19 protein-coding genes and 1 pseudogene are annotated in these 25961 nt (G+C 66.4%); 8 read left to right on the top strand and 12 right to left on the bottom strand.

Features of this window, described 5'->3' with window-relative positions:
- Positions 1-43: 43 nt before the first annotated feature.
- The 4 genes from Hrr1229_RS06070 (at position 44) to prf1 (ending at position 6849) form a co-directional block, all read left to right on the top strand.
- Complete coding sequence (locus Hrr1229_RS06070) at positions 44-2725, top strand: PAS domain-containing protein (RefSeq protein ID WP_123113726.1); 2682 nt, start codon at positions 44-46, stop codon at positions 2723-2725.
- Between the two features lie 202 nt (positions 2726-2927).
- Positions 2928-3110 carry a hypothetical protein gene (locus tag Hrr1229_RS06065; protein ID WP_123113727.1) on the top strand — a complete coding sequence of 61 codons (183 nt, stop codon included), beginning with the start codon at positions 2928-2930 and terminating at the stop codon, positions 3108-3110.
- A 183-nt stretch (positions 3111-3293) separates the two neighbouring features.
- Positions 3294-5108: an arginine--tRNA ligase gene (argS, locus tag Hrr1229_RS06060; protein WP_123113728.1), complete on the top strand. Its 1815-nt coding sequence runs from the start codon at positions 3294-3296 to the stop codon at positions 5106-5108.
- Between the two features lie 490 nt (positions 5109-5598).
- The gene (gene prf1, locus Hrr1229_RS06055) at positions 5599-6849 is read left to right on the top strand and encodes a peptide chain release factor aRF-1 (RefSeq protein ID WP_123113729.1); all 1251 of its coding nucleotides are present in this window, start codon (positions 5599-5601) and stop codon (positions 6847-6849) included.
- 25 nt (positions 6850-6874) lie between these two features.
- Here prf1 and Hrr1229_RS06050 read toward each other — a convergent pair whose 3' ends face one another.
- The 6 genes from Hrr1229_RS06050 to Hrr1229_RS06025 all read right to left on the bottom strand — a co-directional run bounded on the left by Hrr1229_RS06050 (position 6875) and on the right by Hrr1229_RS06025 (position 17101).
- The gene (locus Hrr1229_RS06050) at positions 6875-7312 is read right to left on the bottom strand and encodes a metal-dependent transcriptional regulator (protein WP_123113730.1); all 438 of its coding nucleotides are present in this window, start codon (positions 7310-7312) and stop codon (positions 6875-6877) included.
- Between the two features lie 43 nt (positions 7313-7355).
- Positions 7356-7841, bottom strand: coding sequence for a ferritin-like domain-containing protein (locus tag Hrr1229_RS06045; RefSeq protein ID WP_123114902.1), 486 nt, complete (start codon positions 7839-7841; stop codon positions 7356-7358).
- A gap of 155 nt (positions 7842-7996) precedes the next feature.
- Positions 7997-9211 (bottom strand): Fe-S cluster assembly protein SufD, encoded by a 1215-nt coding sequence (gene sufD / locus Hrr1229_RS06040; RefSeq protein ID WP_123113731.1) that lies wholly within the window; start codon positions 9209-9211, stop codon positions 7997-7999.
- A gap of 1 nt (position 9212) precedes the next feature.
- Positions 9213-10643 carry a Fe-S cluster assembly protein SufB gene (gene sufB / locus Hrr1229_RS06035; protein WP_123113732.1) on the bottom strand — a complete coding sequence of 477 codons (1431 nt, stop codon included), beginning with the start codon at positions 10641-10643 and terminating at the stop codon, positions 9213-9215.
- A gap of 52 nt (positions 10644-10695) precedes the next feature.
- The gene (locus tag Hrr1229_RS06030; protein WP_123113733.1) at positions 10696-11616 is read right to left on the bottom strand and encodes an ABC transporter ATP-binding protein; all 921 of its coding nucleotides are present in this window, start codon (positions 11614-11616) and stop codon (positions 10696-10698) included.
- Positions 11617-11749: 133 nt separating this feature from the next.
- A complete protein-coding gene (locus tag Hrr1229_RS06025) occupies positions 11750-17101 on the bottom strand; it encodes a DNA polymerase domain-containing protein (protein WP_123113734.1) in 5352 nt (1783 codons plus the stop codon).
- Positions 17102-17203: 102 nt separating this feature from the next.
- Here Hrr1229_RS06025 and Hrr1229_RS06020 point away from each other — a divergent pair, with 102 nt between their 5' ends.
- The 3 genes from Hrr1229_RS06020 (at position 17204) to Hrr1229_RS06010 (ending at position 18413) form a co-directional block, all read left to right on the top strand.
- Positions 17204-17374 carry a hypothetical protein gene (locus Hrr1229_RS06020; RefSeq protein WP_176329371.1) on the top strand — a complete coding sequence of 57 codons (171 nt, stop codon included), beginning with the start codon at positions 17204-17206 and terminating at the stop codon, positions 17372-17374.
- Positions 17375-17473: 99 nt separating this feature from the next.
- Positions 17474-17911, top strand: a complete 438-nt coding sequence (locus tag Hrr1229_RS06015) for a hypothetical protein (protein ID WP_123113735.1) — start codon at positions 17474-17476, stop codon at positions 17909-17911.
- 43 nt (positions 17912-17954) lie between these two features.
- A complete protein-coding gene (locus Hrr1229_RS06010) occupies positions 17955-18413 on the top strand; it encodes a hypothetical protein (RefSeq protein ID WP_123113736.1) in 459 nt (152 codons plus the stop codon).
- Between the two features lie 4 nt (positions 18414-18417).
- Here the strand turns inward: Hrr1229_RS06010 and rad50 are convergent, their stop codons facing one another.
- From rad50 to Hrr1229_RS05990, 4 genes and pseudogenes are all read right to left on the bottom strand, one after another.
- Entirely contained in the window at positions 18418-21105 is a 2688-nt protein-coding gene (rad50, locus tag Hrr1229_RS06005; RefSeq protein WP_123113737.1) for a DNA double-strand break repair ATPase Rad50, read from the bottom strand.
- The gene (mre11, locus tag Hrr1229_RS06000) at positions 21102-22475 is read right to left on the bottom strand and encodes a DNA double-strand break repair protein Mre11 (RefSeq protein WP_123113738.1); all 1374 of its coding nucleotides are present in this window, start codon (positions 22473-22475) and stop codon (positions 21102-21104) included. The genes rad50 and mre11 overlap by 4 nt, the downstream gene beginning before the upstream one ends.
- Positions 22472-22825 (bottom strand): annotated as a pseudogene (locus tag Hrr1229_RS05995) (hypothetical protein). The gene mre11 and the pseudogene Hrr1229_RS05995 overlap by 4 nt, the downstream one beginning before the upstream one ends.
- A gap of 89 nt (positions 22826-22914) precedes the next feature.
- The gene (locus tag Hrr1229_RS05990) at positions 22915-23178 is read right to left on the bottom strand and encodes a helix-turn-helix domain-containing protein (protein WP_123113740.1); all 264 of its coding nucleotides are present in this window, start codon (positions 23176-23178) and stop codon (positions 22915-22917) included.
- Positions 23179-23318: 140 nt separating this feature from the next.
- Between Hrr1229_RS05990 and Hrr1229_RS05985 the strand changes: the two genes are divergently transcribed.
- Entirely contained in the window at positions 23319-24536 is a 1218-nt protein-coding gene (locus Hrr1229_RS05985) for a proteasome-activating nucleotidase (protein WP_123113741.1), read from the top strand.
- A 30-nt stretch (positions 24537-24566) separates the two neighbouring features.
- On the opposite strand, the gene Hrr1229_RS18145 is transcribed toward Hrr1229_RS05985, so the two are convergent.
- Together Hrr1229_RS18145 and Hrr1229_RS05980 are read right to left on the bottom strand one after the other, a co-directional pair.
- Positions 24567-24698, bottom strand: coding sequence for a hypothetical protein (locus Hrr1229_RS18145; RefSeq protein ID WP_255212570.1), 132 nt, complete (start codon positions 24696-24698; stop codon positions 24567-24569).
- Positions 24699-24771: 73 nt separating this feature from the next.
- On the bottom strand, positions 24772-25947 hold the full coding sequence (locus Hrr1229_RS05980) for a DHHA1 domain-containing protein (RefSeq protein WP_123113742.1): 1176 nt from the start codon (positions 25945-25947) through the stop codon (positions 24772-24774).
- Positions 25948-25961 lie beyond the last annotated feature (14 nt).

Raw genomic sequence — 25961 nt, 5'->3', positions numbered from 1 at the left:
TCTCCCATACACATATCAGTGGCCGAGCCATCGTCCCACAGGAATGGCTGGCACGATTGACACGATCAACGTCCTCCACGTTGATGACGAACCAGAGTTCGCAGATCTCACCGCGACGTTCCTCGAACGTGAAGACGACCGATTCGAGGTCGAAACGGCGACCAGTGCCAGCGAAGCCCTTGCCGACTTTGCAATCTCGACGTTCGATTGTATCGTCTCCGATCACGATATGCCAAGCATGAACGGTATCGAGTTCCTCGAAGCGGTGCGCGAGGAACATCCGGATCTCCCGTTTATTCTATACACCGGCAAGGGGTCTGAGGAAGTCGCTTCGGACGCGATCACCGCGGGGGTCACTGATTACCTTCAAAAAGGGAGCGGAACGGACCACTACACGCTCTTAGCCAATCGCATCGAGAACGTCGTCGAATCACGCCGGTCTCAACAAAAACTGGCCGAACGAGACCGCGACCTCCGACGATACAAACACATGATCAACTCGATGTATGAATCCGCTTGCCTCTACGATGAACACGGCCGCTTCGAAATCGTGAACGAGTATCTGGCCAACTGGTACAACACGACCCGTGAGGCGCTCGAAGGCGAAGAGAGCAACCTTATCCGGATAATCCAAGAGGAGGCCGAAACCGGAGACCCCTATCAGGCCCTTCTCAACGGACGGCGCGACCAACTGTCGGGGGAACTCGAAGCGGAGTTTCCCAACCACGGATACGCGGTGTTAGAGTACCGACTGACCCCGCTCACGATCGACGGGACTGTTGAGGGTGTCGTCGGGGTCACCCGAGATATAACTGCACAGAAACAACACCAACGGGAACTCGAACAGACCAACGCACTGCTTTCGACGCTCTTCGATGCACTCCCGCAGGGAGTGCTGGTTGAAGACGAATCTCGGAACGTCTTGGCGGTCAACCAGCAGCTGTTCAGGCTCTTTGAGCTGCCGGGCTCGCCCGAGGGAGTCGCCGGTGCGGACTGTGAGCGTCTGGCCGAAGATCTCAGCGATATGTTCGCTGACTCTGAGCAGTTCGTCGAGCGAATCAACGAACTGATCACTGAACGCGAACAGGTAGACGAAGAGGAACTGACACTCGCCGACGGACGAACGTTCGAACGGACCCACCGACCGATCGAGCTCCCGGACGGCGGGGGGCATCTATGGGTGTATCGGGACGTGACCGCTCGCAAGGCCCGCGAACGGGAGATCGAAACGATCCAGCGACGGTTCGAAGCCGTCCTTGAGAACACGCCGACACCGATGTTTATGAAGGACGACGAGGGCGAGTACATCTTCGTCAATCAGGCATACCGCGACCTCTTCGACCTACGAGACGAGGAAATCGTCGGGCGGACGGACCACGAGATCCACCTCTCGGAGATGGCCACCGAAGTCCAAAAGAACGACCGGGCCGTCATCGAGCGTGGCGAACCGATCGAGGCCGAGGAACCGATCGTTGTGGACGGTGACGAGCGGATCTTCCTGACCACGAAGGTTCCCATCTACGATACGGGGGAACGGTCCGACCCGGATTCGCCCGTTGCCGTCTTCGGCGTTGCGACAGACATTACCGAGCGCACGGTCCGCGAGCAGCAGCTCGAAGCGTTGAATCAGGTTACTCAAGAGCTGATGCGTGCGGACACGCGGGATGAGGTCCTCGAAATCGGTATCGAGACGACCAGGGACCTGCTGGGAATCGAGCTCAACGCGATCCACCTCTACGACGAGGACGCAGCGGGGCTCGTCCCGGCCGCAGCCACCGACGCCGTGTCCGATCTCATCGGCGATCCCCCGGTATTCACCGCCGAGGACAGCATCGCCTGGCGCGTCTACCAGCGAGGAGAGCCGCGCGCGGTCGACGATGTCCACGAAGACCCGGATCGGTACAACCCGGACACGCCGGTTCGGAGCGAACTCTACCTCCCGCTCGCGGACCACGGGATCCTGATCGCCGGGTCACCGTCACCGGAGACGTTCGACGACGAGGACAGACTCCTGAGTGAGATTCTGGCTGGCGGGTTAACGAGAGCACTCGAACAGGTCGAACGGACCGAGCAGCTCCGGGCTCGCGAGCGGGAGCTCACCGAGCAAAACGACCGGCTCGAAGAGTTCGCCAGTATCGTCTCTCACGACCTTCGGAACCCGATCAACGTGGCCGAAGGGCGCTTGGAACTGGCTGCGACGGAGTGCGATAGCGAGCACTTGGAACACGTGGGGCGCGCCCACGAGCGGATGCGGACGCTGATCGAGGACCTCCTGACGTTGGCCCGCGAGGGCGAGACGGTCACGGACTTCGAGGCGGTCGCGTTGACCGCACTTGTCGAGAGGTGCTGGGCGAACGTCGAAACGGACGAGGCCACGCTAGTCACCGACACTGAACGGACCGTACAGGCCGACAAGAGCCGTCTGAAACAGCTGTTCGAGAACCTGATTCGGAACGCTATCGACCACGGTGGCGGGGACGTGACCGTGACGGTCGGAGAGATGGACACGGGGTTCTACGTCGAAGACGACGGGCCCGGAATCCCTGCGGACGAACGCGAAGCCATCTTCGAAGCCGGCTACTCGACGAGAGCGGACGGAACCGGCTTCGGATTGAGTATTGTCAAACGGATCGTCGAGGCCCACGAGTGGGAGATCGATGTGACGGACGGTGGCGAGGGCGGCGCACGCTTCGAGATAACCGGTGTCGAGTTCGGTGCTGAATGACGGTCTCTACCGGTCGCGTGGGCACTGACAGAGCCCGCGTCGTTCCAAACGCCGCGCCGGAGCCCGTGTCGTTCCAAACGCCGCTGCCGAACAGAGGGCGCGTATCTCTCTCGGCACGAGACGGTGGAGCTCGATTGCTCGGATTGCTACGGATTAGCTTAGCTAGGCGAAGAGTTAATTCACATACTGTTGACCGCTCGGTATGGACAACCGACGTAACCTGTATGTAGCCGCGTTTGTCGGGGCGTCGTTATCGTACATTTTCAACGTCCTCGCGTTTACAGGTACGTTCGATGCCTTTCGTTGGTTCGTCTTCGCCGTGATCTTCCTCGGATTCACGTACGGATTCGAGACGTTCATCGGCTGGCAAACTGGCTCAGCTTGATTCCCGCTGTGCCGACGTGTAGGGCCTCGAAAGCCCCGGCCTCACGCCTCTCCAGTCTCGTCGCCGGACTCCCCCCGGCTGTCCGTGACGTGTAGCCCACGCTGTCACCGGCGCGTCGCGCCGGCGACCTCGCACGCGCGTCGCTTCGGAAGGGCCTTTTAGGCCGACCGACGAACGGACGGTATGTTCAGGCAGTTCCGGTCGGAGGTGGCCGACGCGCTCGGCGACGCGCTCGCCTCGCTCGACCTCCCGACCGACGACCTCGGTATCGAACGCCCGCCCGACGACATGGACGCGACGCTCGCCTCCAGCGTCGCCTTCCGGCTCGCGGGCGAGGTCGGCGACGCGCCGCCGAACGTCGCGAGCGAGGTCGCCGACGCGGTCGACGTTTCCGGCCACGACTACCTCGCCGCGGTCGACACCGCCGGCCCGTACGTCAACTTCCACGCCGGCGAGCGCTACCTCGTCGACACGCTCGACGCGGCCGCCGCCGACGCGGGCTACGGCGCGCTCCCCGACCGCGACGCCTCGGTCGTCGTCGAGCACACGAGCGCGAACCCGACCGGCCCGGTCCACGTCGGCCGCGCGCGCAACCCGATCGTCGGCGACGCGGTCGCGAACCTCATGGCGTACGCGGGCTACGACGTCGACCGCCACTACTACGTCAACGACGCGGGCCGCCAGATGGCGGTGTTCACGTGGGCGTACGAGCGGTTCGACGAGTCCGACCTCGACGCGGAGCCCGCCCGCGACCGCGCCGAGTACGACCTCGTTCGCTACTACCGGAAGGGGAACGCCTTCTTAGAGGAGGCCGACCCCGCCGAGGTCGACGCCGCCGAAGCGGAGATCTCCGCGATCCTGCAGGGGCTCGAGGCCGGCGACGAGGAGACGTACGAACGGGTCGGCGAGGTCGTCGACACCGTCCTCGGCGGGATGAAGGAGTGCCTCGCGCGGCTCCCCGCGGAGTTCGACGAGTTCGTCAAGGAGACGCGGTTCATGCGCGACGGCTCCACCGACGATATCGCCGCGCGGCTCAAGGAGACCGAGCACGCGGTGTACGAGGAGGACGCCTGGCAGCTGGAGCTCGACGAGTGGGGGATCGACAAGAACCTCGTCTTCCTGCGCTCGGACGACACGAGTCTCTACACCACCCGCGACCTGGCGCACCACGAGTGGAAGTTCGACAACTACGACCGCGCCGTCACCGTCCTCGGCGAGGACCACAAGCTGCAGGCCGACCAGCTCGATGCGACCTTAGAGCTGCTCGGCAACGACACCGACCGGCTCGGCCACGTCATCTACTCGTACGTCAACCTCCCCGACGGGAAGATGTCCACCCGGCGCGGGACCGGCGTGATGCTCGACGACCTGCTCGACGAGGCGATCGACCGCGCCCGCGAGGCCGTCGAGAGCCGGATGGACGACCGCATCCGCGACGACGACCTCACCGACGAGGACGTCGAGCGCATCGCCCACCAGGTCGGCATCGGCGCGGTCCGGTACGACATCGTCTCGAAGCAGCCCGCGAAGGCGATCACCTTCGAGTGGGAGGACGCGCTCGACTTCGAGGCGCAGTCGGCCCCCTTCGTCCAGTACGTCCACGCGCGCTGCGCCGGCATCCTCGACGAGGCCGCGGCCGCCGGCGTCGACGTGCCGGGCGTGACGGCGGCCGCCGGGTCCGACGGCGCCGTCGACGCCGACGCCCTCGACGTCGACGCCGCGGCCCTCGAGACCGACGCGGCCCGCGAGCTCCTCCGCGAGGTCGCCCGCTTCCCAGCCGTCATCGAGGCGGCGGCCGACGACCTCGAGCCGCACACGGTCGCGACGTTCACCCGCGAGTTCGCCGACGCGTACAACGCCTTTTATAGGGAGTGCCCGGTCGTCACCGCCGAGGACGACGAGCTCCGGGCCGCCCGCGTCGCGCTCGTCGCGGCCGCGAAGCACACGATGGCGAACGCGCTCGACGTGCTCGGGGTCGAGGCGCCCGAGTCGATGTAGGATCGGTACTGTCGAAGTCGTCGATCGATTTTGTTCGCCCGTGGTGTCGCCGTCGGCGGTGCGGTGAACTCTGTCAGAGTCCCAGCCGATCGCTTATAAATAGTCGATTCGGGATCGTCGGTGTACACTGCCAAAGCCCCAGTCGCGAGGACTCGCGCGGTTCGTTGCGGTCCTCGCTCGCGTCGCTCGCTGCGGTCCTTACGTCACCGTGCTTCGCCCTCGCGCCTGCCCCTTTGAAGTCCCACCCCGCACTGCACCGCGACCGCAACCTCACGCCTCCCCAGCCTCGTCGGCCGCCCTCCGCTTCGCTCCGGGCGACCGACTCCCTCGCACGCGCTCCTCACGGCCGCCTTCGGCGGCCGCTCAGAGGCGCGCGCCTCCGCTCATTATTTATAAACGGCCCCGCGATCGAACGCCCGTGTGATCCGGTACCGTCGCGCTGCCGGGAAGGTCAAAGCTTACTTACACGCACGCCGCCGTAGTTCGGGTAATGAGTAGCGACGCCCAAGAGGCGAGCGACGACCGGCGGAAGTACGAGTTCCGCAAGGTCATCGAGGAGCTCCGCGACTTCGAGGGCTCCGGCACGCAGCTCGTCACCATCTACATCCCCGAAGACCGGCAGATCTCCGACGTGGTGGCTCACGTCACCCAGGAGCACAGCGAGGCGTCCAACATCAAGTCCAAGCAGACTCGGACTGCCGTCCAAGACGCGCTCACCTCGATCAAGGACCGCCTCCGCTACTACGACACCTTCCCGCCCGAGAACGGCATGGTGATCTTCTCGGGGGCGATCGACGCCGGCGGCGGCCAGACCGACATGGTCACCCGGACGCTGGAGTCGCCGCCCCAGCCCGTCGAGTCGTTCCGCTACCACTGCGACTCCGAGTTCCTCACCGAGCCGCTCGAACACATGCTGGAGGACTCCGGGCTGTTCGGGCTCATCGTCTTGGACCGCCGCGAGGCCAACGTCGGCTGGCTGAAGGGCAAGCGCGTCGAGCCCGTCAAGTCCGCCTCCTCGCTCGTCCCCGGCAAACAGCGGAAGGGGGGACAGTCAGCCCAGCGGTTCGCCCGCCTCCGCCTCGAAGCGATCGACAACTTCTACCAGGAGGTGGCCGGGATGGCCGACGACCTGTTCGTCGACAAGCGGCACGAGCTCGACGGCATCCTCGTCGGCGGCCCCTCCCCGACGAAAGACGAGTTCCTCGACGGCGACTACCTCCACCACGAGCTCCAGGACAAGGTGCTCGGGAAGTTCGACGTGGCCTATACCGACGAGTCCGGCCTGAAAGACCTCGTCGACAACGCCAGCGAGGCGCTCGCCGACCAGGAGATCGTCGAGGACAAACGTCACATGGACGAGTTCTTCGAGAAGCTCAACACCGGCGAGGAGGCCACGTACGGCTTCGAGCAGACCCGCCGGAACCTGATCATGGGGTCGGTCGACCGGCTGCTCATCTCCGAGGACCTCCGCTCCGACGTCGTCGTCTACGAGTGCCCGAACGGCCACGAGGAGTACGAGGTGATCGACTCGCGGCACTCGACCCCGGACCACGAGTGCTCCGAGTGCGGCGAGCCGGCCGAGGCCGACGAGCGCGACGACGTGATCGAACACCTGATGAGCATCGCCGAGCAGCGCGGCACGGACACGAAGTTCATCTCCACGGACTTCGAGAAGGGCGAGCAGCTGCTCGACGCGTTCGGCGGCATCGCGGGCATTCTGCGGTACTCGACGGGCGTCTAAAGCCGCCGGACGGGTACCGACCGCCTCAGTCCGACTCGACGGGCGCCATCGCGACCTCCAGACACGCGCAGGCGTCCGTCTCGGGGTCGAAGCAGTCCGGACACTCCGGCTGGCGGTCGATGATCGTGTCGAGTCGCTCGGCGACGGTGTCGTCGATGACGGCCTCCAGCTCGTGGGCCTCCTCGCGGAACTCCTCGACGCCGAGCACGTTCGCGAGGAACCGCTCGATGATGCAGTACGTCTGGAGGGCGTCCCGCGCCCGGATGATACCGTCGTCGGTGAGCCGGACGCCCTTGTACTTCTCGTGTTCGGCGAGTCCGCGCTCCTCTAACTTGCCGATCATCTCGTTCGCGCTCGCCGGGCTCACGTCGAGGGCGTCGGCTATCGACCCCGTCGAGGCCGGGCCGTCCTCCTGTTCCTGTACGACGTATATCGTCTTGAGGTACTGGTCTGCGGTGTTCACGGCTCTCCTCCGTCGGGGCTCGTCGTCGGTTCGATACGCCGGTTCATCGTCGCTCCATGACCTCCGTGACCTCGCTGACGCCCTCGGCCTCCTCCTCCCGGATCGTTTCCAACGTCTCCAAGAGGCGCTCCCGGTCGACCGAGAACTCGGCGTCGGACGCCTTGATCGCCTCGATGAGGTCGTCGTAGAACTTGTACGCCGTCTCCTCGTTGCAGAGCTGGTCGTATAAGATCCCGTCGAAGTCCTCGGGCTTGGTCCGCCCGTAGCGGGCGTCGACGAGCGACTCGATCTCGTCGAACGGGACGCTGTCGACCCCGAGTCCGGAGATGAGCGACTCCAGCCGCTCGCGGTGGTCCGCGGACTCCTCGGCCGCGTCCGCGAGCAGGGTCTCGATCTCGTCGTCGAGTTCGGCGTCGAGGCGCTGGTAGTGGTGGTGCGCCCGCGCCTCGACCACCTCCTCCAACACGATCCCGATCTGCAGCAGCCGAGCGAGCTGGTCGTCGGAGGCGATCCGCTGGCTCACGCTCACGGCGACCACCCGTCACCGCTCGATACGCCCGTTCGCATACATGCGCCCTCGGGCGTAGTCCGACTTAAGGAGTTCCCCTTCAGCCGGGGCTCGTCGTCGCGAAAAAACGGAAAATCCGTCGTCACCGCCCCCAGTGGAGGACCGAGACCCGCGGGTTACTGGAGGCGCTGGAGGACGAGCTCCTGGACGTCGTCGCGGAACTCGTCGACCGCGATCTCCTCTAACACGGGGACGAAGAAGCCCTCGACGAGCATGTTCCGCGCCGTGCGGGAGTCGATCGTGCGGCTCTCGAGGTAGAACAGGTCCTCGGCGTCGACCTGTCCGACCGTCGCGGAGTGCGACGCCTCGGTGTCGTGGTTGTGGATGATCAGCTTCGGCGACGCGTCGGCCTCGGCGTCGTCCGACAGCATCAGCGTGTTCTCGCGCTGGTAGCTGGAGGTGTTCCACGCGTCCTCGCCGACGTCCTGGACGCCCTCGTAGACGGAGCGGGCCACGTCGTCGAGCACGCCGCGCGTGACGAGGTCGGCCGTCGTGTGCTCGGCCTGGTGCCAGACGCGGGCGTTCAGGTCGAAGTGCTGGTCGTCGGTGCCAAAGAACGTCCCGACGATCTGGCTCTCGGAGCCGTCGCCGCTCAGTTCGGTCTCGACGTCGGAGCGGGTGAGCTTCGAGCCGAAGTTGCTCTCGATCCAGTCGATCGTCGCGTACGCGTCCGTCACGCCGCGCTTCAGCGAGTAGGTGTACGAGTCGTCGTCGAGGTTCTGGAGCGAGCCGAACTGGACGTTCGCGTTCTCGCCCGCCGCGATCTCGACGAGGTTCGAGAAGTACCGGTCGCCGTCGACGCTTCCCTCACCGCTCTCGATCGACTCGAGGATCGTCACCGACGACGACTCCTCGGCGACGACGAGCGTCTGGCTGAACAGCGAGCGGGAGTTCATCTCCGCGCGGACCGTCACGTCCTCGACGTCGACGCCCTCCGGGACGTAGACGAACGTGCCGGTGGTAAAGAGCGCGACCGACAGCGCCGTGAGGTAGTTGTGCTCGGGGTCGAGCACCGAGCCGAAGTTGGCCTCGATGACGTCGCCGTACTCGTCGAACGCCTCGGTGAACGGGAGGACGACGACCTCGTCGTCGCCGGCCGTCCGCTCCGTGGCGTCGGACTGGTCAAGCGGGTCGACGAGCGCCTCGAAGTCGAGCGCCTCCAGATCGGTCCAACGGCGCCCGGGCGTCTGGATGACGTCGGGCAGCTCGGCCGTCTCCAGCGCGGACAGCGCGTTCAGACGGGTCTCGAGGAGCCACTCGGGCTCGTCGCGTTCGTCGGCGATGCGTCGTATCGTGTCCTCCGAGAGGCTCTCGATTGCTTGCGTGCTCATGTTATCCGAGCGAGCCCTCCATCTCGAGTTCGACGAGCCGGTTCAGCTCGACGGCGTACTCGATGGGCAGCTCCTCCGTGATGGGCTCGATGAAGCCCGAAACGATCATCTGTTTGGCGTCGTCGTCGTCGAGGCCGCGCGACTGCAGGTAGAAGATGTCCTCGTCGCCGATCTTCCCGACGGTCGCCTCGTGGGCGACGTCGACCTTCGACTCGTTGATCTCCATGTACGGCATGGTGTCGGAGGTCGACTCGTTGTCGAACATCAGCGCGTCGCACTCGACGGCGGTCGAGGAGTTCTCGGCGCCGTCTGCGATGTGGACGAGACCGCGGTAGTTCGTGCGGCCGCCGTCCTTCGCGATCGACTTCGACTCGACGGTCGACTTGGTGTCCGGCGCGTTGTGGTACACCTTCGCGCCGGTGTCGATGTCCTGGCCCTCGCCCGCGAAGGCGATGGTGATGTGGTTGTCGGAGGCGCCGCGGCCCTTCAGGATCGTCGAGGGGTACAGCATCGTCGCCTTCGACCCCATCGACCCCGAAATCCACTCCATGCGCCCGCCCTTCTCGGCGATGGCGCGCTTCGTGTTCAGGTTGTACGTGTTCTTCGACCAGTTCTGCACGGTCGAGTACTGGACGTGCGCGTCCTCGCCGACGAACACCTCGACGCCGCCGGAGTGGAGGTTAAAGGCCGAGTACTTCGGCGCCGAACAGCCCTCGATGTAGTGGACTTCGGAGCCCTCCTCGGCGATGATGAGCGTGTGCTCGAACTGGCCCATCCCCTCGGAGTTCATCCGGAAGTACGCCTGCACCGGCATGTCGACGGTGGTGTTCTCTGGCACGTAGACGAACGAGCCGCCCGACCAGATGGCGCCGTGGAGCGCCGCGAACTTGTTGTCGCTCGGGGGGACGCACTTCGTCATGAAGTGCTCGCGGACGATCTCCTCGTGCTCCTGGACGGCCTCGTCCATGTTACAGAAGATGACGCCCTTCTCCTCCCACCGCTCCTGCATGTTCTGGTAGACGACCTCCGACTCGTACTGGGCGCCGACGCCGGAGAGCGCGTTCTTCTCGGCCTCCGGGATGCCCAGCTTGTCGAAGGTGTCTTTGATCTCGTCCGGGAGTTCCGTCCAGTCGTCGACGCCGGCGCGGACGTCCACGTCGGGTCGGATGTACGGGATGATCTCGTCGATGTCGACCTCGCTCAGGTCCGGCTGCCCGGGCCAGTCGGTCGGCATCGGCATCTCCTGGAACTGCTCGAGCGCGCGCAGGCGCCGCTCCAGCATCCACTCCGGTTCGTCCTTGTCCTCCGAGATGACGCGGACCGTCTCCTCGGTGAGGCCCTTCTCGGTCTGGAAGGCGGACTTCTCCTCCTTCTTGAACTCGAAGCGGGCCTCGGTGTCTGTCTCTTTGAGGTCGTCTTGTTGTGAACTCATGGTAATGTGTTACGTGTTCCCCCGTTTATTCCTGTTGCGTGACCATTTGTGGTTACGCCGCCTCGAACGCGTCCTCGCGGACCCAGTCGTACCCCTTGTCCTCGAGCTTCTCGGCGAGCTCCGCGCCGCCGCTCTTGACGACCTTGCCGTCAAGCATCACGTGGACGTGGTCGGGCTCGACGTAGTCGAGGATGCGCTGGTAGTGGGTGATCTGGAGGACGCCCGTGCCCTGTTCGTCACGGAGCGCGTTGATCCCCTTCGAGACGTCCTGGAGCCGGTCGATGTCGAGCCCGGAGTCGATCTCGTCGAGCACGGCGATCGCGGGCTCTAACATCGCGGCCTGCAGGACCTCGTTCTGCTTCTTCTCGCCGCCGGAGAAGCCGGCGTTGAGGTATCGCTGCATGAACTTCTCGTCCATGTCGAGCAGCTCCATCTTCTCCGAGAGGATCTGCTGGAATTCGGCGACGCCGATCTCGCCGTCGTCGGCGGGGCCCTCCATCGGGGAGGTCTCGTACCCCTCATCCTCGTCGTCCGCGTCGGCCTCCTCGGCGTCCTCGTCCTCGAACAGCTCCTCGCGCTCGTCCGCCTTGGCGTTGAGCGCCTGCCGGAGGAAGTTCGTCATGGTGACCCCCTCGATCTCCGCCGGGTACTGGAAGCCGAGGAAGATGCCGAGCGCCGCGCGCTCGTTCGGCTCCAGCTCCAGCAGCTCCCAGTGGTAGTCCTCGTCGTCGAGGTCGGCGTCGACGTCGGCGACGTCCTCCTCGTCGAGGTGGAGCAGGACCTCGCCGCCGGTGACCTCGTACGCCGGGTGGCCGGCGATGACCTTCGCGAGCGTCGATTTCCCGGAGCCGTTCGGCCCCATCAGCGCGTGGATCTCGCCGGTCTCGACGGTCAGATCGACCCCGAGAAGGATGCGTTCGCCGCCCTCTTCCGCCACTCGTGCGTGAAGATCGTTGATTTCGAGAGTAGCCATGTGTATTCTCGTGCCTCGTACCTCGATGGTAGTGGTTGAGGAGGTTAATGGTTACGCATCTACCCGTCAAAAATCCCAAATCCGATAAGAATTTTTCCAACGATCGAAAACTGCTTTCCAAGATGCGACTCTGCTACATGAACGAGCCGAGTCCCGTCTGCTCTTGGCCGGTCTTGACCTCCTCCCACGACATCCCGAGCGCCTCGATCACGCGCTCGATGGGCCCTTTCAGCGTCTTGTCCAGCATCTTCTCCCAGTCGACCTCGAACTCGTCGGGGACCTGGTCGGCGTACTCGAAGCAGATCACGTCCGGGTCGCGCTTGAACTCCCCGTACAGGTGGTCCCGCTGCGGGTCGAGTCCCTCCTCTTCTTCCATCCGCTGCCAGAAGTCGGGGTGGACCTTCTCGATGTAGAGCCGCTTCGGCTTCGACCCGCTGCCGAAGTTGGTCCCGAGCATGAGGTTCGCGTACTTCGCCCCGCGGACCTGCGCGGTCGGGGTGTCGTAGGCGTCCAGCTTCTTGCCGATCCCCCCCGGGATCCCGATCTCGTCGAGGTCCATCTCGCCGTCGAGGACGCGCGCGATGACGTCCACGAGGTACGCCTTCACTTCCTCCATGTCCTCGTCGATGTCGTCGCCCGTGACGATCGTCTCGATGACGTTCTGCTGGACCTCCTTCGTGATCTGTGCGATGTCGGAGCGCTTGTACTCGAAGCCGGTGATGTCGATGTCGTCGACGTCTTTCCCCTCCTTCCAGATGATGTGGCCGGCGTACCGCTTCTTCTTGCCCGCCTGGAAGAACCGCCGGTAGAGCTTCTCGAACTCGATCTGAAAGCGGTGGAACTCGGCGTTCAGCTCGTCGCGCGCGAAGTCGTCGTACCGCTCGTTGATGTGGTCCTCGATCTCGAAGGAGGTCTCGATCGCCTCTTGCTTATCTACTTCTTGGCCCAGGGACAACATGACCGAATCGGTGTTATGTAGGACGATACCGCCGACACCGTCGACGAAGTTCTCGTTCTCGGCGACGCTGAGATCGTACACGTACCCGTCGTGATCCACTTCCTCGACGACCGGGTCTCGTCCGCCGCGATAGTAATCACACGTTCGAATCGTGTAGCTTCCTTTGCTCTCTCTGTACTTCAGCGAATGCTTCTCCCCACGCTGGGTAAGAAGGGTCGAGAGGCCCGCCGCGAGTTCTCGGCTCGTTGTCTCGAAGTCGAAGTTTCGCTCGCAGTATTCGGTCGAGTATCGCGGGAATTCGCGTGAGCCGTCGCCCTCCACGAGCACGTCGACGAAGAGCTGTTGGAGATCCTCGGGGAGATTGAACACGAACCCCGGAATACGCTTTCCACGCGACGTTTGTCCGGCGAATTCACGGAAGAACACCGCCGAGAGTTCGTTCATCATCTGGAGCTTGTAGGTGCAATCGTCGTACGTAACCGACTGATCTCCGTCGTCCGTTTCGTACTCGACCGTTCGCTCGTCAGACGTGTTTGACGCGATGACACTTGCAGTCGCTCCGTCGAATAGACGGAGGTAGTCGTCTCGAAGGCTTTCTAGCCACTCCGTTCTGGATTCGGCGATGCTCGCACCGAACCTGGAATCGGTCGTCTCAATCGTCGACGCGCTCCCTTCGGTGACGTACGCGGCGAGCAGCCGTACGAGCGCCCGTCCCTCTTCGGAGTCTAACTCGACGTGTCGCTGTACCTTGATACTCCGCTCTATCGTGTTGTGGTGCTTGTGGCCAAACCAGACCCAGTCATCGTTTGCGTGGACTTGCTTGACTTTCGTCTCCGCGCTCTCGCTGCCGACGCTTCGGCCGTCCTCGTACTCGCGTGTGTACCCCTCCAACACCTCGTATATGTCGACTGTTTCCACCGTTTCGACTTCGGGGAGACCAGGTACCCGAAGTGGTTCTTTGACGTCTCCCGGCTTCGTTTCGACGAGGTCGCCGTCCTCTTCGACGACGTACGAATGATCTCTGGTCGTCGTGGACTCACCGAACTTATGCTGGAGGTTGACAACCGGTTTGTCGGTCTCGTGTCGGATCACCTGCTCGATCGGCTGCCACTCCGGTTCGCCGTCTTCGGCCACCGAAAGCGCCTCCCACTCGTCCACGTCACCCCGTTCCTTCTCGATCGACACCGAAGCGACAGGCCCGCCGTCGGCAGTCACAATCAGATCCTCGCTCGCAGTCGCGTCCGAGCGCTCGAAGAGATCGGCAATCGGCACGATTCGAACGATACCCTCGGGATCGCGCACGACGACGGGTCTGTCGCCTGTGATACTGTCCCCGTACGCAACGTCGTGGCCGAGCTCGTTCGCGGCCTCCTCGGTGAAGTCGATGACCTCGCGACCGGTCGCCGTGACGGCCGCCGCGCCCTCTTTGTCGTAGAGGCGGAACCGATCCCATCCCGTCACTCCATACAGGGACTGTCCGACGAATTGGAACTTCCCGTTCCGCCCGGCGAGAAGCGTGTGGTTGTCCTTGACGGTCACGCAGTAGACACCGTCCTCGGCCTCGCTTCGAGTGCTACTCCGATGCATCCGAAGCGTGTTCTTCGCCGCTTCCGTGACGTAGATCCGCCAGCTCCCGCTGTCGTGGTTGTAGTTCGCGGTAAGCCCGAGGTGGGCACACAGGCGGAGCACGTCGTCCCGAAGCCGCTCACTCGAGGTCGTGTATCGCCACGATCCCGTCTGGCGGTCTCCGTCGCCGTCGATCAGCGTTTCCAGGAACGCGCGTTTCTGTGCCGTGTTCGCCTCAAAAACGCGATCCGGAATTCGTTTCTCGAAGCTCCCGTCGCCACAGCAGTCCCGGAGGAGATCCCCGAGTAGCTCCGAGGTGAACTGGTAGCTTCGGTCGTCGACGTAGTAATCCAATCCCATTCGATCGAGGAGTTGGCCGATCGTCTCGTGGTCGGAGTCGCCGCCGTCGGCCACGGCATCCTGCGCGATCTGTACCGTGGTTGCGGAGCCGCGGAGGTTGTCGCCGAACTGCTTCTCCTCGGACGTGTACACGTTTCCTTCCGTGACGTACCACGCGAGCAGTTCGAGGAAGTCGTCCCCGTCGTAGGTCCGCGGAATCCACTTCCGTCCGGACTCGCGGTGAACGTAGCTCGTCTCGCACACCGACTCGACGTACTCGCGATGTTCCTCGAACTCGGCCGCCGTGAATACGTAGCCGGTCTCGCCGACATCTGCCTTCGGCACGCGCCGCGGCGTCCAGCCAAGCTCAGCGGTGAACGTGTGGCCGTGGACGCTGGGTCGGATCCACACCTCGTACTTGCCGTCGACGAGTTCGGTCAGATCGACCTCGTCGATCCGTTCGCCGTCCGGTCCGTCCCAGTCGTGGGGCAGTTCGTAGTTTGTCGCCCGGTCGAGGTCGCCTGCCTCCACGAAACTGTACCCGTCCTCGGTGATCCCGTTCGTCTCGTTCTTTCGGACGAGCATCCGGTGGTTCGGCGTCACCCGGAAGTCGATCTTCGACGTTTCAATATCGACGAGTTCGTCCCGGTAGTCCGGGTACGCGTGGGTCTCTTCGACGGTCTTCACCTCCATCTCCTCCGTATCGGGATCGAGAGAGTACACGTCGTCGCCGACCTCCAACTCCGTAATCGACCGAACGCCGCTGGGAGTCACGACCTCGGTGTCCGGCGTGAAGCAGTTCATAATAACCTTGACAGCTCCCTGCTGTCGGTCGTACTGCTCGTACGGCTCGGTGCCGGGGTCGTGGTCGTTCCGGAGCGCCTTCTTCTCCTCGCGCTCGGAGAGGAGCTCGTCGACCATCTCGCGCATGATCCCGTCCGGCTCCTTCTGGAAGTGCGTCCCGTTGGGCGCGACGTACGTCTCGCCGTCGTACTCGGCGGGGTCGACCTTCGTCTCCGGACCGGCGTTGATCGTCACCATGCACATCGGGTAGAGGCTCTTTAAGTCCTGGACCGTCACCATCTCCTTGACGCCCGTGATCGGGTCGAAGACGGCGCCGCCCTCGAACTCCTCCGACTCCTGTTGGCCCTTCGTCGGGAGCGCAAACTTCCCGAACGCCTTGTGGAGGACGTACATGTCGACGGTGTCGCCCGGCGTCGGCGCGTCCTCGATCTTGCAGCCGACGAAGGTGCGCACCTCGTCCCAGAAGGCGATCACGTCCTGTTTCCGGTCGATCTCGACGCACAGCTCCACGTCGCGGATGCTGTACTCCAGCAAGCGCTCCGGGTCCTGCTCCCAGAGGTCGCCGATGTCTCCGGTGTACCGCTCCTTGCCGACGCCGAGCTCGCGCTCGCCGACTGCGTCGAGGCGGTACGACTCGAGCTCCGTGAACATCGTCCGCTTGTACGCGTACAGCAGGTCGAAGACGACCCGGCCCTTGATGTCGGGGCCGCCCCAGCCGGAGCGCCACACCTCGCCGATTCGGGAGAGTCGGTCGACAGAGAGGTCGTACTGACTCCCGTCGTCGAGCACCTCCAGCCGGTCCAAGACGTACGGCGCGTCGAAGTCTTCGAAGTTCCACCCCGTCAGGAGGTCGGGGTCGGTGTCGTCGATGTACTCGACGAACGCGTCGAGCATCGCGGCCTCCTCCTCGAAGGTGCGCACCCTGAAATCGAGCTCCTCGCCGTCGCCCACGATCCCCTCGTAGTCGGGGAGGTCCTCGGGCGGCGGGATCTCGGCCTCGGGGGCGTCGTACAGCCAGACGACGTACTCGTCGTCGTAGGAGTCGTGGCTCGTGAGACAGATGATCGGCTCCTCGCCGTCCTCGGGGAAGCCGCGCCGGTCGTCGACCTCGATGTCGAAGGTGTTCACACGGAGGTCGGCGTCGACCTCGGCGGGCTCCAGCTGCCCCTCGTGGACCTGTATCGTTCCGGAGCCGTCGTCGAGCCGGCGCTCCTCGACCCGCATCCCGCCGTTGAGCCCGTTGTCGATAAGGAAGCGGTTCGGGAAGAGGATGTCCGCCTCGAAGCTCGTCTCGAAGTCGTCCCGAATGGTCCCGACGTCGCGGGGTGTCCGCGTCACGATCCGAGTGAGCGGCTCGCCGCGGATGCTCTCGTACGGCTCTCCCTCGGCGTCCTCCTCGCGCGTGCCGATCACGACGTCGTACGCCTCGACGGGGTCGCGGTCGAGGTCGGCGGTGGGGACGTAGAAGTACGGCTCGACGCCCAGCACGCGGACGTGCTCGCGGACGTCGTGCTCGACGTCCCCGTCAACGTTCTCCGCCGGCCGCCGGCCGAAGACGTGGACGACGGGGTACTCGTCGCTCCCGTACCCCTCCACGGCGTAGTCGATCTGGGTGATCATCAGCTCGACGGTCCCGGCGGAGTCCGGGAACTTCGCCTCGTCGACGTCGACGACGTCGCTGACGCGCCCCCGTCCCCCGCCGGCGACGACGGCCGCCTCCTGCGCGGCGAGGTCCTCCCGTTCGGCGTCCGTGCCGTCGTTCCCCCCGCCGCCCGCGTCTCCGGTCGACGAGAAGTCCGACAGCCCCGACTGAGTCATATCCGTCCTTCGGCGTCACCCGGCTAAAAAACTCGGCTTTCGGGTGCGGCGAGGAGTCCCGGCACGGAAAGGCATTTAATGTGTGATGACTTACCACGGTCTATGTCTTCGGACCCACGTTCGGAATCTAAGGCGGCTCGCCCGGCCGAGCGCGACGCGGACGCCGAGGTGGAGGTGTACGAGGACGACGGGAACGTGGTGTTGTTCGACGCCGCGAACCCCCTCGCGTGGGTTGAGGCGAGCCGAACGGTCCGGCTCGCCGACGCCGTCTGATCCGACGGGTCGTCGCTCTTTCTCTCAGAGACGAGTCTCCGATCCGACCCCTCGAACCGGGGCGGAACCCCTTTCCACCGTCCCCGCGTACGACCGCACGTGTTCAGCCTCGACGAGGACGACGAGGGCGAAGTCTCCTTCGGCGAGAGCTCCGACGCCGAGCGGGAGATGACGCCGGAGATTCCGAAGGCCCCCTCGGTGAAGACGTTCGACGACGGGGGCGACTTCGAGGGCGCGAGCGACGTCGACTCCGGCACGCTCCGCGCGTTCGTCGTCGCGGTGATCTACGCCAACGCCGCGGTGCTCCTCGTCGCGCTCGGCCCGATGGTGTGGTACTTCGAGGGGTGGTCGCGGATCGGGCCGGTCCTCCTCGTCGCCGGGCTCCTCGCCGGCGTCCGGACCTACCAGACGTACCGCGCCTGGGAGCGCTCGCGAGACGGAGCGGCGGAAGGCGAGGCAGTCGAAGCCGATGCGGTCGAAGCCGAGGCCGATGCGGCCGCCGACGACTCCGCTCCCGCCGACGGCCGCGATCCGTAGGCTCCCCGGAAGCGTAATGCCTCGGGGCCCCTCTCCTCTACCCATGCAGACGGTTCGCGACGCCGACGGCGAGACGTACCTCCTCGTGAAGCGCTCCGCGGAGTCGAGTCGGGTCCGCGACCCGGCCACGGGCGCGGAGCGCTACGTCGACAACGAGGAGCTCAGCGTCGTCGACGGGGAGTCGCCGCTCGCGACCGCGGCCTCCGGGATCCCCGAGCCGGTCCGGCGGACCGTGCGGGCGGTCCACGACGACCGGTCGCTCGGCCTGCTCGCCGTGGTCGTCGACGAGGGGCCGCTCTCCGCGATCGAGCTGCTCGACACGGCCGACATGTGCGAGTCCGACCTCCACGGAACGGTCACCGAACTGCGCGCCGCCGGGTTGATCGACGAGGTCGACGTCGGGGGACGACGCGGATACGCGGCGACGGACGCCGCGAGCGAGGCGCTCGAACGGCTGCGGGGCGGATCGAGCGGGGAGAACGACCGCGCCGCGGACGAGTAGACGATCAGTCGTCCGCGAGTTCGGCGACGTCGAGCTCGGCGGCGTCCGCGCGACGCACCGTCGAGCGGTTCGAGCGCGGCTCCTTCTCGACGGTGACCAGCTCGTCGGCGGCGCCGACCAGCTCGTCGTCGTGGCTGACGATGAGGATCTGCTCCACGCCGAAGCCGCGCATCTCCTCGACGAGCCGGACGAGGCGGGAGACGTGCCCGGAGTCGAGGAAGACGGTCGGCTCGTCGAGGATGAGCGGCGGCGTCGGCGCCGCGCCCTCGATCCCCTCGGAGAGCAGCCGGTAGATCGCGCAGCGCAGCGAGAGGTTGAACAGGGCGCGCTCGCCGCCGGAGAGCTGCTCGGGGTCGAGCGCCTCGCCGTCCTTCTGGTAGACGGTGAGCGCGTACTCGCCGTCGAGCTCGATGTGCGAGTAGGCGTCGTTGCCGTACACCAGGTCGAACGTCTCGTTGAGGGTGCGCTCTAACTCGGCGACGTTGCGCTGCCGGAGCTCCGCGCGGAGGTCGCCGTACATCGCCTCCAGATCGCTCGTCTCCTCGTGGAGCCCCTCGAGCGCGTCGACGGTCGCGGCCAGCTCCTCGCGCTCCGCGCGGAGGTTCTCCAGCTCCCGTATCTCGCCGTTGACGCTCCCGATGGCGTTCTCCAGCTCCGTGCGTCGCTCCGCGAGCCGGTCCAACTCCCCGTCGACGCGTTCGAGGTACTCCTCGGCCTCTTCCTTCCGCTGTCTCGCCTCCTCGACCGCCGCCTCGTCGACCGCGGCCGCGAGCTCGTCGCGCCGCTCGCGCTTGTCGGCGAGCCGGTCGCGCCGCTCGTCGTTCAGCTCCGCGAGGGTCTCCCGCTTCTCGCGGCGGCGCTCGATCTCGGCTTCGGCCTCTGCGATCGCCGCCGTCCGCTCCTCGACAGCGTCCACCGCCTCACGGACGTCGTCGACCTCGGCGAGCGCGTCCTCGAGCTCCGCGACCCGCTCCGCGGCCGACTCGGCAGCTTCCCGCTTCTCCGCGGCGACCTCCCGCGTCTCCTCGGCTTCCTCGCGCTTCGTTTCGGCTTCCTCGCGCTTCGTTTCGGCTTCCTCGCGCTTCGTTTCGGCTTCCTCGCGCCGCTCGTCGACGCGCTCTTCGAGCATCTCGACGGTCTCGTCGATCTCGTCGAGCCGGTCCGCGGCGTCGGCGAGGCCGTCCAGCTCCTCGATCCGGTCGTCGAGGTCGTCCTCGCGTTCGCGGGTCGCCTCCAGTTCGGTCTCCAGCTCGGCGACCTGTTCGCGGTCCTCCTCGATCCCCGCCGCGTGCGGCGAGTCCTCGACGGGCTGGCCGCACTCGGGACACCTGCCGGCCGCGAGCAACGCCTCGGCCTCGTCGACGCGCTCGCGGGCGTTCTTCAGCTCCGCGGACAGCTCCGCGATCCGCTCGCGGACCTCGCCGCGTCGCTCGCGGAGCCGGTCGCGCTCGTCGGCGACGCCGTCGCGGTCGACGTCGGCGGTCGCGAACCGCTCGCGGACGGTCTCGGCCTCCTCGCGGAGCCCCTCGATCGACGACTCGCGCTCGTCGGCCTCGTCCGCGGCCGCCTCCGCCTCCTCGGCGAGCTCGTCGGCCTCGGCTTGCAGCTCCGCGGCGCGCTCGACGAGATCGTCCGCCTTCCCGGCGAGGTTCGTCGCCTGATTTCGGAACGCTTCGGCGCTCACCCGCTCGTCGTCGAGCTCCTCGCGGACCGCTTCCTCCCGATCGTCGAGCTCCTCGCGGCGGGCCGCGATCGCCTCCTCGGCGGCCGCGTCGAGGCCGGCGTCATCGAGCCCGTCGTCGATCGCGGCCTCGATCTCATCGATCCGCTCGCGGGCCTCCCGGATCGCGTCCCGGTGCTCGTCGCGCTCCCGCTCCGCCTCGCGGATCGACTCCTCGATCTCGCCGATCTCTCCTTTGACCGACTCCAGCTCCTCACGCTTCTCCGCGTGGGTCGAGAGCGTCTCCGCGGCCTCCTCGCGCGTCTCCGTCGCTCGCTCGCGCTGGTCCTCGTAGCGTTCGATCTCGTCGGCGACCTCGGCGAGGTCGCTCTCGAGCCCGTTGAGCCGCTCGTGGAGGTCGCGCTCCTCCTTCGCCTCGATCTGGTCGTCGAGCTGGTCGAGCCGCCCGCGGCGGTTCTCCAGCACGTCCTCGACGCCGAGGCGCGCGTCGCCGGCGCGCTCGCGGTACTCCTCTAGCTTCCCGAGCTGGAGCAGGTCGTCGATCGTGTCCTGCCGCTCCCGCGGGGTGGCGTCGATCAGCTCGTTCACCTCGCCCTGCCGGACGTACGCGCAGCCGACGAACGCCTCGGCGTCCATCCGGAGCAGCTCGGTGACGAACTCGCGCACCGCCCGCGCGCCGTCGCGGCTCACGTCGCTCCCGTCGGTCGACTCGAGCGTGCACTGGTGGTCGATCCGGTCGTCGTACACCCGGAGCCGCCGCTCGATGCGGTACGATCTCCCGTCGTGGGTGAACCACAGCTCCACTTCCGTCTCCTCCTCGCCCTTGGTGACGACGTCGTCGAGGGTCCCGTCGAGCGCCTTCGACCCGTACAGCGCGAAGAAACAGGCCTCCAGCAGCGACGACTTGCCGCTGCCGTTGAGCCCGTGGATGACCGTGACGCCCTCCGTCAGCCGGAGGTCGGCGTTGCCGTACGGCTTGAAGTTCGAGAGGCGGATGCGGTCGAAGTTCACAGGTAGTCCTCCATGGACACCTGGCCGTCGGTTCCGGGCGTCTCGGAGCTCCGTTCATCGGCGGGGTCGCTCTCATCGGCGGGGTCGCTCTCATCGGCGGGGTCGCCCTCATCGGTGTCGCCCTCGTCGGTGTCGCCCTCGTCGGTGTCAGCGTCGGTGTCGGCGTTGTCCTCGCTCGCGTCGTCGTCCGCCTCGTCGCTCTCGGCGTTCTCGGCGTCTCCCGTGTCGTCACCGCTCGCCTCGCTTCCCGCGAACGCGTCGAGGTCGTCGATCCGCTCCTCGATCCGTCCCTTCACCGTCGCTCTGACGTTGCTGTCGGGGAGCGTGTCTGCACGGACCGCCTCGTCGACGTCCCGGGCGGCCTCGGAGAGGGCCATCTCCTCGACCCGCTCCCGCACGGCGTCCTCGGGGTCGGCGAAGCTCACGTCCACCTCGGCGTCCGTCTCGACCTCGCGGCGGTCGGTGACACGGGCGATGAGCGCGCCCTCGTCGGTCGCGAACTCCTCGATCGCGGCCGGGGTGACGGGGTCGCCGTCGCCGGTCACGTCGACGAGCACGACGGCGTCGTCGAGGTCGTGCTGGCGGACCTTCTCGCGCACCCGGGCCGCGCCCTCGCCCTCGCGGAGGTCGACCTCCACGAAGACGAACGGGCGCGTGTCGAGCGCGCGCCGCCGGATCTCCACGCGGTCGTCGCCGCCCGCGGCGTCGGCGTCGAAGGTGACGAGGTTGTAGCCGCGTCCCTCCTCCTCGCTGGCGCTCGCGCGCTCGGTGGACCCCGGGTAGGTGACCCACGTGTCGGCGACCTCGGCGACGTCTGGCGTGTGGTTGTCGCCGAGGAGCATCGCGTCGAACTCGACGTCGCTCTCTGCGAGCACCTCCTCCGTGTCCCAGTCGGCGTAGCCGAACGGCTCGAAGAGCCCGTGTGCGACGAGGGCGGCGTAGTCGGCGTCGTGGTCGGCGAACGCGTAGTCGAGGTCGTCGCGGCGGGAGACGGGGACGTGGTCGAGGCCGTAGAAGGCCGTGTCGCCGACGACGGTCGGCTCGTCGCCGAGGCGGGTGGCGAGCCCCAGCCGCTCGAACAGATCGAGCCACTGGCCGCCCCGCGTCGACTCGTGGTTCCCGACGACCGCGAGGAAGGGGATCCCGGCGTCGTCGAGCCGCCGGAGAATCGATATCGTCCCCATCAGGTCGGCGAGCTCGGGCCGCCGGTCGTGAAAGAGGTCGCCGGCGTGGACCACCGCGTCGACGTCGCCGTCGATCGCGTCGTCGATCACGGCGTCGAAGGCGTCGAGGAAGTCTTGGCGTCGAACCGGCGAGTGGTACTGCGCGTACCCGATGTGGGTGTCGCCGGTGTGGATCACCCGTGTCATCTGCCCGGTCCTTGGCCGGTATCGGGTTTAGGGGTTCCGGGGGCGGAGTGAAAGTGGTCGAGGGATCGCTCCGCTCAGTCCTCCCCGGCCGCCGCCTCGCGGAACGCCCGATAGGCCGCGAGCGCCGCGCGGCCCCGCTCGGCCGCGGCCTCGTCGCCGTCGCGCTCGGCGGCCGCGACCGCCTCCGAGAGCCGGTCGAGCCCGACCGAATCGGCGAACGCCGCGGCGCGTCGCAGGTCGGTTCGCGCGGCCTCGGCCTCGTCGATCACGGCGAGGTACGGTCGGGTCGCGGTGTCGGTTCGCGTCGCCAGCGCGGTCAGCGCCCGTTTGACGGCGGTAGTCGAGACCACGGCGTCCCTGCGTCGGCATCGGTGATAAGGTGGGCCCCGTCGCCGCTCGCCCACTCCCCGTTCCTCGCTCCTCGCCGCCGACGGCCGACCTACACCGCGAGCGTGTACAGCCGCTTCCGGGCGTCGGTGAAGGAGAACCGCGAGTCGACGACGTCCTCCTCCTCCAGCCGCGAGAGCGCGTACCTGACGGTCCGGGGCGGGAGCAGCGTCTCCTCGGCGAGCTCGCTCTGCGTCAGCGTGTCGTTGTAGTCGAGGACCTTCGCCACGAGCTTCGCGCTCGGGGGCAGATCGCGGACGGCGTTCCAGCGGTCCGCGACGTCCTCGTCGGCGGTGACGGCGTCGGTAGTGCTCATGCGTGTCTCCACATATCTCATACCGACAAATAATATTTACTATCCTGTTTAATTACCACTAAGCATTTAAATCGCACTCGGTCTCGTCTGCCTCTCCCCCACCCGAAACCTCTTACGCGCGAGACGCTTTATTACGCGTAATGACCGACACCGTCGACGACGTCGAGCTCCCCTACGACGAGGGGGCGGCGTCGAGACAGGAGAAGATCGAGTCCCTCCAGGAGGAGCTCGACGTGCTGGAGTCGCAGAACGAGGAGATGCGGGACAAGCTCCTCGACGCGAACGCGGAGAACAACAAGTACCAGCAGAAGCTCGAACGGCTCACCCACGAGAACAAGAAGCTGAAGCAGTCCCCGCTGTTCGTGGCGACCGTTCAGGAGATCACGCCGGACGGCGCCGTGATCAAACAGCACGGAAACAACCAGGAGGCGCTCACGGAGATCACCGCGGAGATGCGCGAGAAGCTCGACCCCGACGACCGGGTCGCGGTCAACAACTCGCTGTCCGTCGTGAAGAAGCTGGAGAAGGAGACCGACGTGCGGGCTCGTGTGATGCAGGTCGAGCACTCGCCGGACGTCACCTACGCCGACATCGGCGGGCTCGAAGACCAGATGCAGGAGGTCCGCGAGACCGTCGAGATGCCGCTGGAACACCCGGACATGTTCGAGGACGTCGGCATCACGCCGCCGAGCGGCGTCCTGCTGTACGGTCCGCCGGGGACGGGGAAGACGATGCTCGCGAAGGCCGTCGCCAACGAGACGGACGCGACGTTCATCAAGATGGCCGGCTCCGAGCTCGTCCACAAGTTCATCGGTGAGGGCGCGAAGCTCGTCCGCGACCTGTTCGAGGTCGCCCGCGAGAACCAGCCCGCCGTCCTCTTCATCGACGAGATCGACGCGATCGCCTCGAAGCGGACGGACTCGAAGACCTCGGGCGACGCCGAGGTCCAGCGGACGATGATGCAGCTGCTCTCCGAGATGGACGGCTTCGACGAGCGCGGCGAGGTCCGGATCATCGCCGCGACCAACCGCTTCGACATGCTCGACCCCGCAATCCTCCGTCCCGGCCGGTTCGACCGCCTCATCGAGGTGCCCAAGCCGAACACGGAGGGCCGCGAGATCATCTTCCAGATCCACACCCGGAAGATGAACCTCGCGAGCGACATCGACTTCGACGAGCTCGCCGAGATGACGCCGGACGCGTCCGGCGCCGACATCAAGGCCATCTGCACTGAGGCCGGGATGTTCGCCATCCGCGACGACCGCACCGAGGTGACGCTCGGCGACTTCCTCGAGGCCCACGAGAAGCTCCAGCAGGACGACGACGGCGGCGCCGACGACTCGCTCGCGTTCGCCTGAGGCCTCGCGCTCGGCCGCCGTTTTTCGCAGTTACAGTCCTCGAACGATCAGGTACGGCACCACGAACAGCAGGAGGAAAATCAGTCCGGTCGCGAGCGCGTAGCCGACGCCGACGCCCGCGAGCGCGCGCCAGCCGTCGTCGATCGGGAGATCGAGGGGCATACCGTCAGCTTCGCGGCCTGGTAATTAAATACTGGCACCGGCCGCGGCCTCCCTCCCCGCGATTCGGCGCCGGTCACACGTCGCCGGCCATCGCCCGGAACAGCGCGTCGGCGAGCTCGTCCCGGTCGACCGTCTCCGGCTCCCCCTCGCCCGTCGGGTCGATCCGCGGCGCGACCGTCCCGCCGCCCATCCGCGAGTGGCCGCCCCCGTCGCCGTTCTCGACGTCCGCGAGCACCGAGTCGATCGCGTTGCCCATGTGGACCCGATCGTCCCGGGAGCGCCCGGAGAGGTGAACCGTCCCGTCCCGCTCGCCGATCACCACGACAGCGCTGACGCCTTCGAGCTGGATCAGCTCGTCGGCCGCCTGCGGGATCGCGTCCACGTTGTTCACGCCGCCGACGTCGGCGACCGCGAACGACCCCTCGATGCGGCGCCCGGCGATGGCGCGCGCCTTCACTTCCAGCACCTCGGCGTCGACCGCGGGGTTGGCGATGCGGTCGAGGCGGTCCTGGTCGACGCCGGGGTACAGGTACGCGGCGGCCGCGAAGTCCGACTCGCTCGCGCCGACCGTGAGGTGTTTCGTGTCGGAGAGGATCCCGTACAAGAGCCCGGTTGCGGTGTCCGTCGGGAGGGTGAGGTCGCTGTCGGTCTCGCTTGCGTGCTTGTCCGGCGGAACCGGAGTCGCGTCGTTCTCCTCGAAGTACTCGGCGACGACGGACGCGGTCGCTCCGTAGTCGGTGCGGACGTCCGTGAACTGCTCTCCGGCGCCGTCCCCGGGGTGGTGGTCGACGACCGCGACGGGGAGCACGCCGTCCGCCCCGGCGAACCCCCGCGGCTCGTTGTGATCGACCAACACCACGGACTCCGCGGCGAGGTCGCTCACGTGTTCGATCGGCTCCAGATCCAGATCGAGCACCGTTCGGAACGCGCGGTTCTCCTGATGGCGGATCTGTCCGGGGTACTGCACCGTCGCGTCGACGCCGACCTGCGACGCGAGCGACGCGACGCCGAGCGCCGCCGACATCGCGTCCGGGTCGGGGTTCGGGTGCATCAGCACCGCGATCTCCTCTTGATCGGCGAGGAGCCGTCGGAACCGGATCCCTGTCGTCCAGCGAACCCGGAACAGGAGGTACCCCCCTGCGAGCGCGACGAGCGCGACGACGACGGCAATCGCCGTCAGCTCCGGGTTTTCCCGAAGGAGCGTCTCCGCCTGCGAGAGCCGCTCGTCGGCCACGCTCAGGCTCCACATATGTCTTCGGGACT

Source organism: Halorubrum sp. CBA1229 (genome assembly GCF_003721435.2).
Lineage (GTDB): Archaea > Halobacteriota > Halobacteria > Halobacteriales > Haloferacaceae > Halorubrum.
Note: the sequence above shows the minus strand (reverse complement) of the source record. Positions and strands in the feature narration are given on the sequence as shown.

Coding starts and splice junctions, on each gene's coding strand:
- Hrr1229_RS06070 (WP_123113726.1), top strand. CDS start 44: ATGGCTGGCACGATTGACACGATCAACGTCCTCCACGTTGATGACGAA.
- Hrr1229_RS06065 (WP_123113727.1), top strand. CDS start 2,928: ATGGACAACCGACGTAACCTGTATGTAGCCGCGTTTGTCGGGGCGTCG.
- argS (WP_123113728.1), top strand. CDS start 3,294: ATGTTCAGGCAGTTCCGGTCGGAGGTGGCCGACGCGCTCGGCGACGCG.
- prf1 (WP_123113729.1), top strand. CDS start 5,599: ATGAGTAGCGACGCCCAAGAGGCGAGCGACGACCGGCGGAAGTACGAG.
- sufD (WP_123113731.1), bottom strand. CDS start 9,211: ATGAGCACGCAAGCAATCGAGAGCCTCTCGGAGGACACGATACGACGC.
- sufB (WP_123113732.1), bottom strand. CDS start 10,643: ATGAGTTCACAACAAGACGACCTCAAAGAGACAGACACCGAGGCCCGC.
- Hrr1229_RS06030 (WP_123113733.1), bottom strand. CDS start 11,616: ATGGCTACTCTCGAAATCAACGATCTTCACGCACGAGTGGCGGAAGAG.
- Hrr1229_RS06025 (WP_123113734.1), bottom strand. CDS start 17,101: ATGACTCAGTCGGGGCTGTCGGACTTCTCGTCGACCGGAGACGCGGGC.
- Hrr1229_RS06020 (WP_176329371.1), top strand. CDS start 17,204: ATGTCTTCGGACCCACGTTCGGAATCTAAGGCGGCTCGCCCGGCCGAG.
- Hrr1229_RS06010 (WP_123113736.1), top strand. CDS start 17,955: ATGCAGACGGTTCGCGACGCCGACGGCGAGACGTACCTCCTCGTGAAG.
- mre11 (WP_123113738.1), bottom strand. CDS start 22,475: ATGACACGGGTGATCCACACCGGCGACACCCACATCGGGTACGCGCAG.
- Hrr1229_RS05990 (WP_123113740.1), bottom strand. CDS start 23,178: ATGAGCACTACCGACGCCGTCACCGCCGACGAGGACGTCGCGGACCGC.
- Hrr1229_RS05985 (WP_123113741.1), top strand. CDS start 23,319: ATGACCGACACCGTCGACGACGTCGAGCTCCCCTACGACGAGGGGGCG.
- Hrr1229_RS18145 (WP_255212570.1), bottom strand. CDS start 24,698: ATGCCCCTCGATCTCCCGATCGACGACGGCTGGCGCGCGCTCGCGGGC.
- Hrr1229_RS05980 (WP_123113742.1), bottom strand. CDS start 25,947: ATGTGGAGCCTGAGCGTGGCCGACGAGCGGCTCTCGCAGGCGGAGACG.